The 15,862-nt window shown below is 67.9% G+C and carries 18 protein-coding genes; 2 read left to right on the forward strand and 16 right to left on the reverse strand.

Going from position 1 to position 15,862, the window contains the following annotated elements; all coding sequences use genetic code 11:
- Positions 1-93: 93 nt before the first annotated feature.
- Positions 94-963, forward strand: a complete 870-nt coding sequence (locus AB0B89_RS18295) for a hypothetical protein (RefSeq protein ID WP_358553759.1) — start codon at positions 94-96, stop codon at positions 961-963.
- Positions 964-1,037: 74 nt separating this feature from the next.
- On the opposite strand, the gene pcrA is transcribed toward AB0B89_RS18295, so the two are convergent.
- Positions 1,038-3,278 carry a DNA helicase PcrA gene (gene pcrA, locus AB0B89_RS18300; protein ID WP_358553791.1) on the reverse strand — a complete coding sequence of 747 codons (2,241 nt, stop codon included), beginning with the start codon at positions 3,276-3,278 and terminating at the stop codon, positions 1,038-1,040.
- Between the two features lie 167 nt (positions 3,279-3,445).
- On the opposite strand from pcrA, the gene AB0B89_RS18305 reads away from it, so the two are divergent.
- The gene (locus tag AB0B89_RS18305) at positions 3,446-4,174 is read left to right on the forward strand and encodes a PIG-L deacetylase family protein (RefSeq protein ID WP_358553793.1); all 729 of its coding nucleotides are present in this window, start codon (positions 3,446-3,448) and stop codon (positions 4,172-4,174) included.
- Here AB0B89_RS18305 and AB0B89_RS18310 read toward each other — a convergent pair.
- The 15 genes from AB0B89_RS18310 to AB0B89_RS18380 all read right to left on the reverse strand — a co-directional run bounded on the left by AB0B89_RS18310 (position 4,138) and on the right by AB0B89_RS18380 (position 15,491).
- Positions 4,138-4,977: a CPBP family intramembrane glutamic endopeptidase gene (locus AB0B89_RS18310; protein ID WP_358553760.1), complete on the reverse strand. Its 840-nt coding sequence runs from the start codon at positions 4,975-4,977 to the stop codon at positions 4,138-4,140. The genes AB0B89_RS18305 and AB0B89_RS18310 overlap by 37 nt on opposite strands.
- Positions 4,974-5,240 (reverse strand): WhiB family transcriptional regulator, encoded by a 267-nt coding sequence (locus AB0B89_RS18315; protein ID WP_358553762.1) that lies wholly within the window; start codon positions 5,238-5,240, stop codon positions 4,974-4,976. The genes AB0B89_RS18310 and AB0B89_RS18315 overlap by 4 nt, the downstream gene beginning before the upstream one ends.
- Before the next feature lie 110 nt (positions 5,241-5,350).
- A complete protein-coding gene (locus AB0B89_RS18320) occupies positions 5,351-6,031 on the reverse strand; it encodes a neutral zinc metallopeptidase (RefSeq protein WP_358553764.1) in 681 nt (226 codons plus the stop codon).
- Between the two features lie 45 nt (positions 6,032-6,076).
- Positions 6,077-6,709 carry a response regulator transcription factor gene (locus AB0B89_RS18325; RefSeq protein WP_358553765.1) on the reverse strand — a complete coding sequence of 211 codons (633 nt, stop codon included), beginning with the start codon at positions 6,707-6,709 and terminating at the stop codon, positions 6,077-6,079.
- A 37-nt stretch (positions 6,710-6,746) separates the two neighbouring features.
- Positions 6,747-7,934: a PspC domain-containing protein gene (locus AB0B89_RS18330; RefSeq protein WP_358553767.1), complete on the reverse strand. Its 1,188-nt coding sequence runs from the start codon at positions 7,932-7,934 to the stop codon at positions 6,747-6,749.
- A 38-nt stretch (positions 7,935-7,972) separates the two neighbouring features.
- Positions 7,973-9,478: a recombinase family protein gene (locus AB0B89_RS18335; RefSeq protein WP_358553769.1), complete on the reverse strand. Its 1,506-nt coding sequence runs from the start codon at positions 9,476-9,478 to the stop codon at positions 7,973-7,975.
- Between the two features lie 71 nt (positions 9,479-9,549).
- On the reverse strand, positions 9,550-9,990 hold the full coding sequence (locus tag AB0B89_RS18340) for a hypothetical protein (RefSeq protein ID WP_358553771.1): 441 nt from the start codon (positions 9,988-9,990) through the stop codon (positions 9,550-9,552).
- 1 nt (position 9,991) lies between these two features.
- A complete protein-coding gene (locus tag AB0B89_RS18345) occupies positions 9,992-10,273 on the reverse strand; it encodes a hypothetical protein (protein WP_358553773.1) in 282 nt (93 codons plus the stop codon).
- A 135-nt stretch (positions 10,274-10,408) separates the two neighbouring features.
- Positions 10,409-10,669, reverse strand: a complete 261-nt coding sequence (locus tag AB0B89_RS18350) for a hypothetical protein (RefSeq protein ID WP_358553775.1) — start codon at positions 10,667-10,669, stop codon at positions 10,409-10,411.
- Complete coding sequence (locus AB0B89_RS18355) at positions 10,666-11,109, reverse strand: hypothetical protein (protein WP_358553777.1); 444 nt, start codon at positions 11,107-11,109, stop codon at positions 10,666-10,668. Before AB0B89_RS18355 ends, AB0B89_RS18350 begins: the two co-directional genes overlap by 4 nt.
- 295 nt (positions 11,110-11,404) lie before the next feature.
- Positions 11,405-11,809, reverse strand: coding sequence for a hypothetical protein (locus tag AB0B89_RS18360; RefSeq protein ID WP_358553779.1), 405 nt, complete (start codon positions 11,807-11,809; stop codon positions 11,405-11,407).
- Between the two features lie 227 nt (positions 11,810-12,036).
- A complete protein-coding gene (locus tag AB0B89_RS18365) occupies positions 12,037-14,745 on the reverse strand; it encodes a bifunctional DNA primase/polymerase (RefSeq protein WP_358553781.1) in 2,709 nt (902 codons plus the stop codon).
- 49 nt (positions 14,746-14,794) lie between these two features.
- Positions 14,795-15,112: a hypothetical protein gene (locus AB0B89_RS18370; protein WP_358553783.1), complete on the reverse strand. Its 318-nt coding sequence runs from the start codon at positions 15,110-15,112 to the stop codon at positions 14,795-14,797.
- Positions 15,112-15,237, reverse strand: coding sequence for a hypothetical protein (locus AB0B89_RS18375; RefSeq protein ID WP_358553785.1), 126 nt, complete (start codon positions 15,235-15,237; stop codon positions 15,112-15,114). The genes AB0B89_RS18370 and AB0B89_RS18375 overlap by 1 nt, the downstream gene beginning before the upstream one ends.
- Positions 15,234-15,491: a helix-turn-helix transcriptional regulator gene (locus tag AB0B89_RS18380; RefSeq protein ID WP_358553787.1), complete on the reverse strand. Its 258-nt coding sequence runs from the start codon at positions 15,489-15,491 to the stop codon at positions 15,234-15,236. The genes AB0B89_RS18375 and AB0B89_RS18380 overlap by 4 nt, the downstream gene beginning before the upstream one ends.
- Positions 15,492-15,862: the final 371 nt, after the last annotated feature.

Here is a 15,862-nt window from a genome sequence, read left to right on the forward strand (position 1 = left end):
GCGCGACTCGTGATTCTCTCGTGATCTTGACTCGCGAGAATGCTCGGACCCTCGACGACGGGGAGAGGGTCTTGTAACGGGAGGAACCCCCCAATGAGGCGATTGATCGCCCTAGCCGCGACCGCTCTGGTGGCACCCGCGCTGGCGATGGCCGCGCCGTCCACCGCGCATGCGGCCCCCACCCAGGCGGCCCCCAAGAACTCGGTCGACGCACTGCGGTCGCAGTTCGCGAAGAAGACCACCGTCCACATCGACGAGACCACGCGTATGAAGCTGGACGGGGACGACCTCTTCCGGACCCGCCAGTACGGCGCCCTCCGCTTCGGGAAGTCGGGCGTCGACGCGTCCGACACCAAGACCGTCTCAAGCTTCGGCGGCGAGGGCGGCGACGCCACCGTCCGCGTGATCGTGCTGGACGGAAAGGCCTACCTGAAGAGCCCGCTGTACGACGACTTCCTGCCCGCCGGCAGGACCTGGGTGCGCACCACCGCGCCCAAGGGTGGCAGCACCACCAACAGCATGATCGACATCCTCCAGCCGAAGGTGCTGAACGCCGTTCTCGGGACCGCTAAGGCCAAGGGGGCCGGCGGCACGGTCGGCGGTGCCAGGACCACCCTGCTCCGCGGCTCCATCACGCTGGCCCAGCTCTCCAAGGTGTCGCCGGTGATCGCCGATCTGTCCAAGTCGTTCAAGGTCAAGAAGACCGTCGCGCTGCCGTGGAAGCTGTGGGTCGGAAGCGACCAGCTTCCCCGCCGGTTCCAGTCGGCCTTCCCGCTGTCGACCGGCAAGCTCGACCTGTCCCTCTTCACCGACGTCCGCTTCACCTCCTGGGGTAAGAAGGTCGCCATCACGGCGCCCCCGGCCGACCTCGTCATCGACGAGGACGACATCGACACCGACCTTCCGGAGACGACCCCCGACTTCACCACCACCATCACCCGCGCGGCCACGCGGGTGCACTGAGCGTCCGTGACGTCAAGGCCCGGTGAGGAAGGTCACCGGCCTTGACGTTCGGCCCCTTCGAGGCCGAAGCGGCCTTAGAGCTTCTCAAGGGGGGCATAGGCGAGGAGAAGGGTCTTCTCGCCGCCGGAGCCGAAATCGATCTTGACCTTGGTCTTCTCGGCCATGCCGTCGACGGTCACCACGGTGCCGAGCCCGAAGGTGTCGTGCGTCACGCGGTCGCCCGGGCTGAGGTTCGGGATCACGCGCCCGCCGGCCTTCTTGGGGGCCGGAGCCGTGCGGCTCTGGCGCGAGGTCGCGGCGCTCCAGGCGCTCTTGCCGGGATCGCTACGCCAGTCGAGCAGGTCGGACGGCACCTCGGCGAGGAACCGGGACGCGGGGTTGAAGGCGGGAGACCCCCACGAGCTGCGGACCGCGGCACGCGAGACGTAGAGCCGCTGCTGGGCCCGGGTGATGCCGACATAGGCCAGGCGGCGCTCCTCCTCCAGCTCGCGCGGCTCGCCGAGGGACCGCATGTGGGGGAACACGCCGTCCTCCAGGCCGGTGAGGAACACCACCGGGAACTCCAGCCCCTTGGCGGTGTGCAGGGTCATCAGCGTGACGACGCCCTGATGGTCCTCGCCTTCGGGGATCTGGTCGGCGTCGGCCACCAGCGAGACCTGCTCCAGGAAGTCGACGAGCGTGCCCTCGGGGTTGGCCTCCTCGAACTCCTGGGCCACGGAGATCAGCTCGTTGAGGTTCTCCAGCCTGCTCTCGTCCTGCGGGTCGCCGGAGGTCTCCAGCTCGGTGCGGTAGCCCGTGCTGGACAGGACCTCCTCGGCCAGCTCGGAGATCGGCAGTTCCTTGCTCCGCAGATCGTCGAGCAGCGCGACGAACTCCCTGATCGCGTTGAGGGACCTGGTGGCCAGGCCGGGGGCCTCGTCGGCGCGCCGGAGCGCCTCCCAGAAGCCGACGCGCTCGCGGCCGGCGAACGCCTCGATCATCGCCTCGGCCCGGTCGCCGATGCCGCGCTTGGGGACGTTGAGCACGCGCCGCAGCGACACCATGTCGGTGGGGTTGGCGAGCACCCGCAGGTAGGCCAGCAGGTCGCGGACCTCCCTGCGCTCGTAGAAGCGCACGCCCCCGACCACCTTGTAAGGCAGGCCGGTGCGGATGAAGATCTCCTCGAACACGCGGGACGCGGCGTTGGTGCGATAGAAGACCGCCACCTGGCCGGGCGTCACGTCCTCCTCGTCGGAGAGGCGGTCGACCTCCTGGGCGACGAACATGGCCTCGTCGTGCTCGTTGTCGGCGACGTATCCGATGATCTTGGGCCCGGCGCCCTGGTCGGACCAGAGGTTCTTGGGCTTGCGGCTCTCGTTGCGCGAGATAACGGCGTTGGCGGCCGAGAGGATCGTCTGGGTGGAGCGGTAGTTCTGCTCCAGCAAAATCGTGCGGGCATCCGGATAGTCGCGCTCGAACTCCAGGATGTTGCGGATCGATGCGCCGCGGAAGGCGTAGATCGACTGGTCGGCGTCGCCCACCACGCACAGCTCGGCCGGATCGACCGAGCCCCGCACGAGGTCGCCGTCGGCGGTGCGCACCTCGGGACGGCCGACCAGCTCCCTGACCAGGATGTACTGCGCGTGGTTGGTGTCCTGGTACTCGTCGACCATGACGTGGCGGAACCGGCGGCGGTAGTACTCGGCCACATCGGGGAAGAGCTGGAACAGGGTGACCGTGAGCATGATGATGTCGTCGAAGTCCATCGCGCCGGCCTCGGTGAGCCTGCGCTGGTAACCGCGGTAGGCCTCGGCGAGCGTGCGCTCAAGATGGGTCTGCGCCTTCTCTGCCGCCGTCTCGTAGTCGATCAGCTCGTTCTTGAGGTTGCTGACCTGTGCCGAGAACGAGCGCGGCGGGTAGCGCTTGGGGTCGAGGTCGAGCTCGCGGCAGACCATCGCCATCAGCCGCTGGGAGTCGGCCTGGTCGTAGATCGAGAAGCTGGAGGTGAACCCGAGCCGCTTGGCCTCCCTGCGCAGGATGCGGACGCAGGCGCTGTGGAAGGTCATCACCCACATGGCCTTGGACCTCGGGCCGATGAGCTTGTCGACCCGCTCCTTCATCTCCTTCGCGGCCTTGTTGGTGAAGGTGATCGCGAGGATCTCCTGAGGCTGGACGTCGCGCTCGGAGAGCAGGTAGGCGATGCGGTGGGTGAGCACCCGTGTCTTCCCCGAACCGGCACCCGCGACGATCAGGAGCGGGCTGCCCGCGTGGACGACGGCGTCACGCTGCTGCGGGTTGAGCCCGTCGAGCAGCGGATGATCAACGGTGGGATTCATGGCTCGGGTCGACACGCCCCTAGATTAGGGCCGCCCACCGACAACGGGAGCCTCTTCGGGCACCGCCCCAGCCGCCGGAACGGCTCGACCGGCCGGGCATCGCTGCCTCAAGCTGGAAATATCGAGAGATGGTCATTTGTTCACCGCCCTGTGGACCTAGGAGGACGATCGTGACCGCACTGGACGACGCCGACATCAGCACGATTCTCGTGGTGACCGCTCACCCGGACGACGTGGACTTCGGGGCGGCGGGCACGATCGCGACGCTCACCGACAAGGGTATCCAGGTCGTGTACTGCATCGTGACCGACGGCGACGCCGGAGGGTTCGACCGCGCGCTGGACAACGGTGGCATGGCCGCGCTGCGGCGGGCCGAGCAGACCGAGGCCGCCAGGCGGGTCGGGGTGAAGGACCTGCGCTTCCTCGGCTACGCCGACGGCACCGTTGAACAGACCCTCGGCCTGCGCCGCGACATCGCGCGCGTGATCCGCCAGGTACGTCCCGACCGGGTGATCACCTCCTCGCCCGAGCGCAACTACGCCCGCATCGGGCCAAGCCACCCCGACCACCGCGCGGTCGGCGGCGCGACGCTCGACGCGGTCTACCCCGACGCTCGCAACCCGTACGCCTTCCCCGAGCTTCTGGTCGAGGAGGGGCTGGAGGCGTGGACGGCCCGCGAGGTGTGGCTCACGGGCGGCCCGACGCCGAACCACTACGTGGACATCACCTCGGCCGTGGACCGCAAGATCGCGGCCCTGCGTGCGCACGAGAGCCAGACCGCCCATCTGGAGACGCTGGAGGAGTTCGTCAAGGGCTGGCTCGCGGCCACCGCCCAGGCCGCCGGGCTTCCCGAGGGCAGCTACGCGGAGGCCTTCCAGGTCGTGCCCACGGGCTGAGCGCCCCGGCCTCCTCGCCGGTCGAGGCGCCTGGCGGCCCGGGCGGCGAGGAAGCCGAGCGAGTTGGTGGCCAGGTGGAACAGGGACGGCGCCGGCAGTCCCCCGCGCCGCCGGAGCTCGTGGAAGAACACCCCCGCCAGCCCGGTCGAGACGACGGACCCCACGACGACCCTCGCCCTCCCGCTCGCGGGCGAGCCCGCGTCGGCGAGGCCGCCGAGCGCCGGGTTGGCCGCAACCATGTCCAGCGACGGGAGGACGTGCCAGAGCCCGAAGAGGGCCGAGGAGCCCGCGACGGCCACCCCCGCCCCGTACGAGCGGCGCAGCACGGCGGGCAGCACTCCCCTGAACGCCACCTCCTCCAGCAGGACCGTGCCCAGCGGGACCTGCACCAGGGCCTCCTCGGCAAGGCGGGCGCGCGACAGCCCGAGAGCCCGCTCGTCGCGGAAGAAACGCCGGGTCGAAGGCAGCAGGACGCCGCAGGAGTACACCGCCGCCACGGCCACCGCCAGTGCCCCTCCGATCTTCACCCCCCTGCTCCCGCCGCCGAACCCCATCTCGGACCAGGACAGGCCCGACCGCCGGGCGAGACCCACCAGCGTGCCCGCCGCGAGGGCCGAGGTCACGGGCGCGAGCCGCCGGGCGACGCGGTTGTTGAGCACGTTGGCCGCCACGAGCACGGCCACGGCCGCGGGCAGGAGGCGCGGGTCTTCACCGTGACGCGCAGCGGGGCCGCGGGCGACGGCGCGCCCGGAGGCGGGGTCGTCACCGACCACGAACCGGGGGGCGGGGACGTCCCGCGTCATGAGGCGGCGCTCTGTCGCCAGCCCCGGGGGAAGCGCAGGCGGCGGCGCTCGTCGGTGGTGAGGCCACCCCAGATGCCCTCGGGCTCCCCCGCCCGCACGGCATAGGCCCGGCACTCGGCGACCACCGGGCACGTGGCGCAGATGGCCTTCGCCCGCTCCTCCAGGTCGAGGAAGGGGGCGACGGGGAAGAACAGCTCGGGATCGGCGCCCCGGCAGGACCCCCTGGCCGCCCAGCCGGCTCCGCGGACGGTTTCCGTACCCATGACCACCTCCCTGGCCCGCGCCTACACCGCCAGGCTAGGGACCGCCCCGCGACGGCACATCCGTCTGGCGGTGTATCCGGGGATCATGTCTGTCCCCATCTCGGTGTAGGTCAGCACGCGTCGACGCCGTTGTTGAAGCCGGTGGCGAACGACCGCTGGCGCTGGATCGGAGTGCCGTGGGCGTCCTCGCGCCACCACGCCTCGCTCGGGTCTCCCGCCGCCGCCAGGTTGGTGAGCAACTCCGCGTCGTCTCCGGTCTCAGCCTCCAGCATATTGGAGTCGATCATGCCCCTCAGCGCCCCGCCCGCGTAGCAGTCGGCCTGGAGCTCCCGCTGGATGCTCAGACTGAAGTCGCGCATGAGCTGCGCCTGGATGGCATGGCCGACCTCGTGAGGGATGATCACGTACACGGCCCCGTCGCCCAGCTTGTCGTAGAGCGAGCGCATCCACGTCTCGTCGTAGGCGACGAAGTGCCCGACCGGGCAGTAGAAGGCGTTCTCGGCCACGGCGGGCTGGCCGCCGCAGGAAGGGCCGTCCTCTCCGGAGTACGCCACGAACTCCTGCAGGGGGCGGTAGATCCGGCCCGCGGCCTCGAATTTCCGCTGCCAGTAACGCTCGGTGAAGGTGCGCGCGAGCTGGACGTCCTCCTCGAACGTCTGCCCGAGGGCCAGGGGCGACCTGGACGCCTGGGGGGTCGGCTCGGAGAGTTGGTCCTTCCAGAAGTCCACAGACGAGCACCCCGCCGCCAGCACGGCTGCGAGGACGATCGGCAGAAGCGCGCGAGTGGTCACGCGACCAATCTTGGCCGACCCGTCACGCCCCCGCCCGGGCATTGGTCACACGAGACGCCGGGCGGTGGCCCAGCGGGACAGCTCGTGACGGTTCGACAGCTGGAGTTTGCGCAGGACGGAGGAGACGTGGGTCTCGACGGTCTTCACCGAGATGAAGAGCTCCTTCGCGATCTCCTTGTACGCGTAGCCCCGCGCGATCAGCCGCAGCACCTCGCGCTCGCGCGTCGTCAGGGAGTCGAGCTCGGGATCGATGGAGGGCGCCTCGGTGGAGGCGAAGGCGTCCAGCACGAACCCGGCGAGGCGCGGCGAGAACACCGCGTCTCCCTCCGAGACCCGGACGATCGCGTCCGTCAGCTCCCTGCCGCTGATCGTCTTGGTGACGTACCCGCGGGCTCCACCGCGGATGACGCCGATCACGTCCTCGGCCGCGTCGGAGACCGAGAGCGCCAGGAACCGGACCGTGGACCCCGAGCCGAGCACCCGGCGCAGCACCTCCTGGCCTCCGCCCCCGGGCATGTGGACGTCGAGCAGGATCACGTCGGGCTTGAGCGACTCGATGGCCGCGACGGCGGACTCGACGTCCTCGGCCTCGCCGACCACCTCGATCTGGGAGCCCAGCTCGGCGCGCACTCCCGACCGGAAGAGCCGGTGGTCGTCCACGATCAGTACCTTGACCATTCTCAGGGCTCCCTCGAACACCGGGTCAGACCGTGGATCACGACTGCTCCCGCTTCATCGTCAGCATTACTTCGGTTCCCTCGCCCGGTCCGGTCTTGATCCGGGCGCTTCCGCCGTGGCGCTCCATGCGGCCGATGATCGACTGGCGGATGCCCATGCGGTCGTCGGGAACGTCCTCCATATTGAAACCCTTGCCGCGATCCCTGACGAACACGGTGATCTCCCCCGCCTCCACCTCTGCGTAGACGGAGATCACCGGCGCCTCGGCGTACTTGGCCGCGTTGACCATGGCCTGCCGTGCCGCGTGCAGCATGGCGCGGAGCCCGTCGTCCAGGTCGCAGTCACCCACGCAGACGATCTCGATGGGCACGCCGTGCTCGTCCTCGATCTCGGCGGCCACGCGGCGCACCGCGGCGGCGATGGAGGCGTCGGCGTCCGCCTTGGGCTGGTAGAGCCAGTTGCGGAGCTCGCGCTCCTGCGAACGGGCCAGCCGCGTGACCTCGAAGGGGTCGCCCGCGTTGCGCTGGATGAGCGTGAGGGTGTGCAGCACCGAGTCGTGGACGTGCGCGGCCATCTCGGCGCGCTCCTCCTGCCGGATGCGCTCGCGGCGCTCCCGTTGGAGTTCCTTCCACAGGCCGGTGAGCCAGGGCGCCGCGATCAGCGCGAGGCCCCCGACCACGACGGCGGTGAACACCAGCCCAGGACCGGCGTCGGCGATCTTGCCCTGGGCCGCCAGGAAGCCGATCGCGCCGACGACCACGAGAAGCAGCCCGAGGGCGGTGCGGATCCACGACCGCCGCACCTGCCTCACCGCGTCGGTCATCCAGCGCTGGCGGTGGCGGGGCTCGGCCTGCTGCCAGAGGATCAGGCTGCCGATGCCGCCCACGGCGATCGACCAGGTGCCGATGCCTCCGGTGGACGCGCCCGTGATCCAGCCGAAGGCCGTCAGGGCCATGCCGAGCGCGCCGTACGCGGCCACCTGGCCCCAGTCGCGGCCCGGCGGCTCCCCTTCGTACTGCTCGCGCGGCGTGAACATCCACAGCGCGGCGTACGCGAGGAGACCGAGCCCGTCGAGGACGCTGAGCAGCACGAAGGCCAGCCGCAGCACGACAGGGTCGAGCCGCAACTGGGCGGCGGCGCCTTGGGCGACGCCCGCGACGAGCCGGCCTCGCATCGGCCGGACCATGCGCGGGTACGCCTCGGGAATGGTGGGGGTCTCAGACATCTCTCGGGCATCGTCACACGTGAAAGGGACTTCGTGCATCAGGGCGCTCCCTGAGTTGCCCCCAGGGTTGTTGCACCCGGAATGGGTACCGAGCCTACAAGCCGCAGCCGTGGTGACCTGGTCATGTCCAGCACGGAGACCCTGAGGTCGAGCGTTTGGAGCACCTCGACCTGCTGAGCAAGTGGCATCGACTTGAGTCGCAATCCAGCCTGCCCCGCCATTGCCGACAGCCGACCGATCTCGGGCGGGCCACTCGCTCCCTGCGCGGTCAGCTCGGCCTGTCGCTTGCGCAGCCTCTCCAGGTCCTGCCCGATCTGCTCGGTCGCGGCCTTGACGGCGTCGGCAGGGAGCCCCTGGCGCGCGTAGTCGACGATCGTCGTAGTGACGGAAGTCTCAAGTCTGGTGATCTGCGCCGTGACCCGCTCCAGCTCGCCACGCTCGGACTCGATCTGTGCCGCTCGGTTGCCGAGGTAGTCGTTGGCCATCGCCTCCAGCCGATCCGGGCTTCCGAGCAGCGCAACCACCTCTCGCCAGATCCGCTGATCCAGAGCGTCGGCGTTGAGGTTCGGGCAGGAGCATTTGGGGGCTCCAGTCGCCGTCCAGCGTCGGCCTCGGCATCTGTAGACCCGCGTGGTCTCGGACTCTCTCGACACCCCGCCGTAGACCAGGCCACAAGGGGATACGAGCCGACCTTGCCCGAGGGGATACTCCTTCCGCTGACCTGACACTCTCGTGTTCTGCCTCAGCGCGACCTGCAAGGCGCCCCAACGCCCGGGAGGAATGATCGGCTCCACCGGGATGATGACCGCTTCGCCGTACTTGCCGGACGCCGAGTCGCCACCCCATGTCAGCTCACCCTTCAGAGCCGGACACCGAAGCATGTCCCTGAGGTTGTCCTGGTGCCAAGGCTTCCCATTCCGCTGGCGGTAACCCTGCTCGTTGAGGCGGGCGGTGGCCCGTCCTCGGGTCAGGCCCCCATCGACTATCCATCCGGTCACGAGCCGCAACATGTCGGCTTCGGGCTCCACATGGGCGACCTTGCCTTGTCCGGCAAGTGTGAAGCCGTACGGCAGCGATGCCTTCGAGCTGGGCCACCGGCCTTGGCGCGCGGTCGCATACGAACCCTCAGCCATGCGGCGCACCAGCCGCTTACGCTCCCATGCCGCGACCTGGCCGACGATGCCGTGAATCAGTTCGCCCTCGTCGGTGCGGTGGTCCGCTCCTCCCAGGTCCAGCGCAACAAGCTGCACGTTGAGAGTCGTCAGCTCGCGCATGGTCAAGATGCGTACCACCTCGTCCCTGGCCAGCCGATCGAGCTTGGACACGAACACGGCTTGGAACTCGCCTCGTCGGCAGGCCCCCAGCAGGGCGTCTAACTGGGGTCGACTCTCCTTCGTCCCAGACACCCCCTCCTCGCGGTAGACGCGCGTTGCGGTCCACCCCCGCCGCTGGGCCTCCTCCTGACACTTCAGAACCTGCTCGTCAAGACTCGTGCCCTCGACCTGGTGATCGCTGGACACCCGAACGTAGATAGCGGCCTTCATTTCGACTCCTCTGATATGGATCGGACCCCACGTCGCCAGTGGCTCGGTGGGGTCCTGTGGTGGGGTGCGGACTACGGGGTGACGTTCTCGCTGGCGGGGGAAGAAGCCTTCTTGGCCTCGGCCTTGGCGGCTGCCTCCTGCGCCTTCTTGGCGGCCTTCTCGACGTTGAGCTTGATGCTGCGCGTGACCTTGGCCTTGAGCAGCTCGGAGGCGGGGACGAGACGCTCCAGCGCCTGGGCCTCGGTCATCTCTCCGGCGACAACCGCCCGGGTGAGCTGGCCGACCATCCGCGCGTCGTGACCCGGACGGAACAGGCCCTTCTTGCTGGTGATCTGCTCGCCGCAACCGCACAGGCACGGCCTGGGCTCCACGGTCGCGGGGACCTTCTTGGCCCCGGGCTGGGGCGTGGTGGCCTGGGCCTCCTGGGCGGCCTTCTCGGCGGGCTTCTCGCCCTTGCCAGGGGCACCGGGGCGGCTGGTGCTGGCAGCGGCTGCGGGGGTCTTGGCGTTCATGTCAGATCTCCTTCTTGGCGGGGGCAGTGGCGGTGAGCGTGAAGATTCCGACGTTGATGTAGAGGACACCGAACTGGGCCAAGTCGCATGCGGCCTCATCGGGCAGGGCAACGAGCCACCTGCCCTCGGGCGGATTGTCGGGCTCGAATTCCGGGCAGTCGCCGAACAGGGCGGCCAGCGCCTCGCGGGCTCCGTCGAGTAGCTGGATTGGAATACCTCCCCTTCCCCAGGTGAGCCGCACGCCATTCATTGGCGAGACCATTCCGGCCGTTTCTTGATTCATATTCCATTTTATTTTATGGAGCGAATTCCCCATAATATTCCGGAAGATATGGCCTTATTACTGCCTCATTTTCCGGCCGCACACAAAGAACGGGCCACCCGCCCCCCGGCAGAATGGCCCGTCCTTGGGTTGGTGCTACAGCAGACCGAGAAGTCGCGCCTTCTGCGCCTCGGTGAGGGACGTCTTGGCGAGCAGGTCAATCGCGCGGTCGGCCGCCCAGTGACCCCGATCAGCCGGTCGCTGCCGAATATCGGTGCGGCGCGGATCCTGCTTGACCTTGGCGGCCTCCTCGCGCTGCTTGCGGGCCAGTTCCTCCGTGGTCGTGAAGATCGGCGGGAACCTGCGGTTGGTGTCCTCGCGGTAGTGCGGGTCGTAGAGCCAAGATGCGTTGCTCATCGGGCGTTCCCCTCGTAGTGGTTGATGGCCGCACGGGCGATGGCCTCGTCGAAGGCGATCGCCATGTCTTCGGCAGTGTCCGGCGTCCAGGCTTCCCGCAGGACGCGAGAACCGGCTGCCGCCTGGTGCAGGGCTGTGCGCGCCGTGTGTGCCTGGGCTGCCTCGTGGAGGGCCTTCCGGAAGTCGCCAGGACCCACCGGAGCGGACGCCCACCACCTACTGCGCCGTGCCGTGGCCTCATTGATCGCCCTGTACCTGACCGCAAGGGCGAGCCCTTTGCGGGTCGGAACGGGTGGCATGCTCTCGAACAGCTCGTCGAGTTCCCGGTCCATCTCTTCCATGGCCTTGCGATAGGCCGTCTGGCGTTGGCGACTGTTCTCCCGCAATTCGTCAATGGACATGCCGTGCGTGAAGTCCTTGAGCGGCGGTTTGGTTGACATTTCTGCTGCCCTTCCTTTTGGGGGTTACCTGCAGGTAATTCCGGAAGCCGGGGTCAACTGGTGACGTCAGTTGTCGGTCCGTACTCGGTGTTCTCGCCTGGGCTGGCGCTGGCCTCCTGCATTTGCTTGTAAGAGAGCGGCGGTTGTCCCATCTCGTACGTAGGCGGGGTCCACGACCGACACATGAGGGTCTGGCGACCGCACGACTCGCCAGGGTGGTTGTCCTCACAGCGGCCTCGCGGCTTGAGGTAGAGGTGGGCAGTTCGCCGGAGCCGCTCCGCTTCCCGGTCGTCGATCACGGGAACAGGGCTTTCAGCTCGTCGTCCATGCCCGGCAAGATCAGTTGGTAGTCGCCCTCGGCTGGGCGGGCCACCGCCCCCGACTGCTCAACCGGAACGCCGCATCCGTCTGCGGTGAAGGCGAAGCCGATGACCGGCTCCGTCCAGGTGCGGCCGGTCTCGCGGTTCGTGTACTTGAGTCGCCAACCCTGGCCGGCGATGAAACCGATGTGGGGGTCGGCCTTGCTCTCCTCGGCGACGGCCGCGAAGCCTGCGATCGAGTCGGCCCGAACGAGGTAGCCATCGTCGTTGGCAACCATGGCCCACCCGTCCTCGTCCCACGCCTCCACGCGCTTGAAGTAGTGCCCCCCTCCCTTCTCGTGCTCGAATCGGGCCACCAGTCCCGGGTTCGCAGGAATCATGTCGCGTGTCCTTTCTCGGGAATGTCCGTGTTGGTGGGGTGGAGGGGGCTGTGCTGGTGTGCTGGGTGCCCCGGAGCACACCCCCCCTGGCGGGGGCCGCTCCGTACGCCGTGAGACCCCCCAGCACACCCAGCACACCAGCACAGCCCAGGTGAGAACCCATGTAGACCCAGCACAAGACCCAGCACACCCCCTGCACACAGGGGGCACAGGAGCCTTTTGGAAGATCACGGACGGGTCCGAGTGTCACTTCTCGGTCCTCGGGGACCTCTTGCGGCTAGCTGTGCTGCCCGTGTGCTGGCCCCCCCCAGCACACCGGGGGCCTCGCCGTCGTCCTCCCCGGTCATCTCCTCGATCCACCGGGAGGCGATCTCGTCGGGCACTCGGCGGTAGGTCACGTACGACTTGCCGCCCTCGGGCTTGTCGGCGCGGGTCTTCCACCAGTCGAGGTTGGACTCTCCGGTCTGGCCCTTCATGCCGATCGCCTTGGCTTGCCCGTCGAGCGCCTCGGCGGTGTGGGTCCGGACCTCGACCTTGCCCCGGTTGTGGCGCTCCCACCACGCGGCCAAGTTCTCGGTGTGAACCCAGACGGACGGGGTTCCGTTCTTGTCGTTCCGGAGCAGCACCGGGCAGGGCAGGCCGTAGTACGGCGGGAGGTCCTTGACCACGGGCTTTTCGTTCCCGCCCAGGAACTGGACGGCGGTCGGGATAAGCAGCTTGGTAAGGGCGTTCTCGTTGCCCGCGTTGACCTGCTTCCCGATCCACTCCTCCACCCGGTCGATGTGGCTGGGGTCTCCAGTGATCTCGGCCAGGACCATCGCCCCGACGCGGATGATCCCCATCTTGTCGGCGAAGCGTCCGGATCCACGGCGGGCGTGGCCCGCGTGCTCCTGGACCATGTCGGCGTGTTGAAGGATCATCGCCGTGAGAGTGCCAGCCGCGATCGTGGGGTCGGGGTAGCGACGCTTGAAGGCGATGATGTCGTCCCACTGAGGCCGACTCGGGTCGCGGTACGACATCCGCTTCTTGGGGTCGGGGAGGTCGATGTCAACGGTGCGGTCCGGCATCGCCTTCTCGTCACCGAATCCGAAGCCCTCGCCCGAGAGCATGATCGGCGCGACCAGCTTGATACGAGTGTTGCCGTTGGCGTCGCCGTCCTTCTTGGTGTGCTCCTTCTCGGCGGTGGCGTTGCGGAGGATCTCCTTGGTCTGGTCGTTGATCTCCCGCATGTCGTCCACCCAGACGTATCCGTTGCGGTGGGCGGAGATCGAGTCACGGAACGCGGCAGCGGTGCCGATCGACTGCTCTCGGGTGTTGCCGTCGAGCTTGAAGAGCAGCTCAAAGAAGCCCTTGGTTTTGGCGGACTCTGAGACGGCCTCGACCTTGAGGATCGGGAAGAGGCTGAACTCCCGCATGATCTGGCCCTTGAGCTTGGTGCCGACCCACCACGACCCGACGACCGAGGTGACGGTCTCGTCGTGGAAGGTGAGGACCTCCTTGAGCATCGACACCGCCTGGTTCTCGTCCGCCTCGAAGCCGTATCGGTGGCTGACGAGGTGGCGGTTGGCGAGTCCGGGGTCGGGCTTGACGGAGGGAGTGCGCTCCAGGCCGGTGGCCCGAATCACGCCTTGGTCGGTGATGAACCCTTCGTAGACGTCGTCCCAGCCCCAGAATGGCACGATGCGGACCTCAGGGGCGTTCTGCGCCGCGAGATAGGTGCCGAGTCGGACCGTCCAGGGCGGGGAGTCCAGGTACTTGGCGACCATGGCCACCTCGTGACTCTGGAGCCAGGTGTTGAGCCTGCGAGCGTCCGTCAGGACGGCGATCGGGAGGTAGGTCTCCGTGACCTGGCCGGTTCGCTCGGACACCAGCTCGACGTTGTATCCGTCGATGGTTCCGTCCGTGTTGCGGACCTTGCCAACCACCGACATGTTGAAGTTGGAGAACATCTCCCACTTGGTCTGGTTGCCGTCTTCGGTGCTAACGACGCGCTTGTACAAGATGATGGATTCGTCGCCCCGGAGTTCTCCGGTGGCCATGGTTCCCTCCTCTCGAAGCCTGTTCGACGGACGTTGGAGCCCCTCGTTTCTGCCCGAGTCGACCGTGGCCTCGATCTTGGAGAGCTGCTCATGCTCGCCGCATTCGTCGTACATCCCGGCGTCGAGCGCCATCTTGATGAACGCCTGCCGCGTGAACTCGTCTTCGAGTTCGCCGCCAGCCACCAGCTCGAAGACGCGCTTCACGGACACGAACAGTTGGCTGTTCCATCCGTACTTGTCGCGGTCCTTGGGCCAGGCCTTCTCGATCTCCCCTCGCAGAATCCGCAAACCCTCGAAGGTGCCGTCTCCGGAGCTGTACCGGAGTTCGGTGTTGCCCGGAGGGCGGTAGTTCACGGGCAGCTTGGTCAGGCGGGCCAGCCACTGCGCGGGAAGCGGGGTGAGCTCGGAGACGTGCGGGGTGTCGGCCTGGTGGCCGTCCAGCCCATACCAGCGGTAGTCCTTCCCGACACCCTCGTGGAAGCTTGGGGGTACCCTCCCGTAGTCCGTGCCGGGGCGGATGATCTCGATCCCGCCCTGCTGTCCTCCGGGATACCGGATCAGCTCGGAGCCCTCGGGCACCTGGTACCACCGGATGCCCGAAGTTGAGTTGTTGTGGCGAGCGGTGGACCTGTAGGTGGGGGGCAGTGGCCCGAGTTCGGCCTCCAGCTCGTCAAGGAGCTTGCCCCCGCCCTTCTTGCCGTGGGCGTCGATGTCGATGCCGACCACGGTCATCGGGGCCCGAACGCCAATGTTGTTGCCGGCGAACTCAACCGCCCAACACTCGATCTCTTCCTTGGTTGGGAACGGGTAGCGGTCGGGGAATCCGTGACGACCCGCAACAGCAGGGTTCTTCTCGCCGAGCGGCAGCGGTCCGAGCCAGCCGCGCTCTACATACATCCGGGCAGCGTCGGCGTAAGGCTGCATCGACGAGCGATCCGCCTGCGCGTCACCTCGCTTCATCGAAGGTCACCACCATCGCGTCTTGGGAGCCGAACTCGTCGCGCTCGATCCGCTCGATCTCTTCGCGCAGGGCCATGGAGGTGCAGGCGATGTGTCGCCAAAGGCAAGCGAGGTCCCTCGCCCTTGCCGTGTCCTCGTATTTCATGTCCTTGAGCAGTTGGCCCAGTCGGTACAGGACCTTGGCCTCTGACTGCGTGTCGCGCCAGACCTGCCACAGGTCGTCACTGGGACTTATGCCCATGTCACCTGGCGTGTTTTCCTGGGAGTGGATCTGGTGCTCTTCTGGGCGGTGCGTGTGCGTCATCACGCCACCGCCCGATCCATGTCCGGGGTGGGGTCGAACAGCAGGCGCATAAGACGCCTCGCCCTGTCCGCGTTGAGATTGAATTCCCACTGGACTTCGTCCGTCTGGATATCGAGGGCGTTCACAGCTCCACCTCGACGCACAGATCCTTGACCTCGCAGCCGAGCGCCTCGGCCAATTGCTCGACCTTGGCGGGGGTTGGCCTTCGACCTCCATCTGCATATCGACGCAGGATGTTGGTGTAGCCACGCAGGATGGCGTGGTTGTCGCGGACGCCCAACGCACGGGCTAGGGCCATCTGATTGAGGCCCGAGCGTTCGAATTCCGCCCGGAACCGGGCGGGGCTGAAGACCAGGGATTTTTTGGTAGCCGTTGACACGGCGCACTCTCCAGGACTCGATTCGAGTCCCGAGGAGGCAGCTGTCGGGGGTTGGTCCCACCGCTTGCTCGACCGTCCCCGGTGCGTTTACGAGCCCTGCGGCTTCCGAAGCCTTGCCGGTCCGCGCAATGGCGGCTTAGCGGCTTCCAGTGTCTGACCAGTCGGTGCCAGGTCTATCTCGTCAAATCGACGGGCCCCTGTGTCGTGGCCTGCGCTGCAACTACCAGTCTACCGTGCGTAACGACATGGCCACAATCCGCGCATAGTTACCGCCGGGTGACGGCCTACTTTCTTGACCCGGAGTCACGCCCTGGCTTCCTGCGCCCCCGGCGTGCGGGGGGGGGGGGGCGGGTGGCACGCAGGCGTCGGTG

Origin of the sequence: Sphaerisporangium sp. NPDC049002, assembly GCF_040649355.1 — a bacterium.
In the GTDB taxonomy this organism is placed as follows: domain Bacteria; phylum Actinomycetota; class Actinomycetes; order Streptosporangiales; family Streptosporangiaceae; genus Sphaerisporangium.

Excerpts from the sequence above, each read along its gene's own strand:
- AB0B89_RS18295 (WP_358553759.1), top strand. The coding sequence starts at position 94 with ATGAGGCGATTGATCGCCCTAGCCGCGACCGCTCTGGTGGCACCCGCG.
- pcrA (WP_358553791.1), bottom strand. The coding sequence starts at position 3,278 with ATGAATCCCACCGTTGATCATCCGCTGCTCGACGGGCTCAACCCGCAG.
- AB0B89_RS18310 (WP_358553760.1), bottom strand. The coding sequence starts at position 4,977 with ATGACGCGGGACGTCCCCGCCCCCCGGTTCGTGGTCGGTGACGACCCC.
- AB0B89_RS18315 (WP_358553762.1), bottom strand. The coding sequence starts at position 5,240 with ATGGGTACGGAAACCGTCCGCGGAGCCGGCTGGGCGGCCAGGGGGTCC.
- AB0B89_RS18325 (WP_358553765.1), bottom strand. The coding sequence starts at position 6,709 with ATGGTCAAGGTACTGATCGTGGACGACCACCGGCTCTTCCGGTCGGGA.
- AB0B89_RS18330 (WP_358553767.1), bottom strand. The coding sequence starts at position 7,934 with ATGTCTGAGACCCCCACCATTCCCGAGGCGTACCCGCGCATGGTCCGG.
- AB0B89_RS18335 (WP_358553769.1), bottom strand. The coding sequence starts at position 9,478 with ATGAAGGCCGCTATCTACGTTCGGGTGTCCAGCGATCACCAGGTCGAG.
- AB0B89_RS18340 (WP_358553771.1), bottom strand. The coding sequence starts at position 9,990 with ATGAACGCCAAGACCCCCGCAGCCGCTGCCAGCACCAGCCGCCCCGGT.
- AB0B89_RS18345 (WP_358553773.1), bottom strand. The coding sequence starts at position 10,273 with ATGAATCAAGAAACGGCCGGAATGGTCTCGCCAATGAATGGCGTGCGG.
- AB0B89_RS18350 (WP_358553775.1), bottom strand. The coding sequence starts at position 10,669 with ATGAGCAACGCATCTTGGCTCTACGACCCGCACTACCGCGAGGACACC.
- AB0B89_RS18355 (WP_358553777.1), bottom strand. The coding sequence starts at position 11,109 with ATGTCAACCAAACCGCCGCTCAAGGACTTCACGCACGGCATGTCCATT.
- AB0B89_RS18360 (WP_358553779.1), bottom strand. The coding sequence starts at position 11,809 with ATGATTCCTGCGAACCCGGGACTGGTGGCCCGATTCGAGCACGAGAAG.
- AB0B89_RS18365 (WP_358553781.1), bottom strand. The coding sequence starts at position 14,745 with ATGTATGTAGAGCGCGGCTGGCTCGGACCGCTGCCGCTCGGCGAGAAG.
- AB0B89_RS18370 (WP_358553783.1), bottom strand. The coding sequence starts at position 15,112 with ATGACGCACACGCACCGCCCAGAAGAGCACCAGATCCACTCCCAGGAA.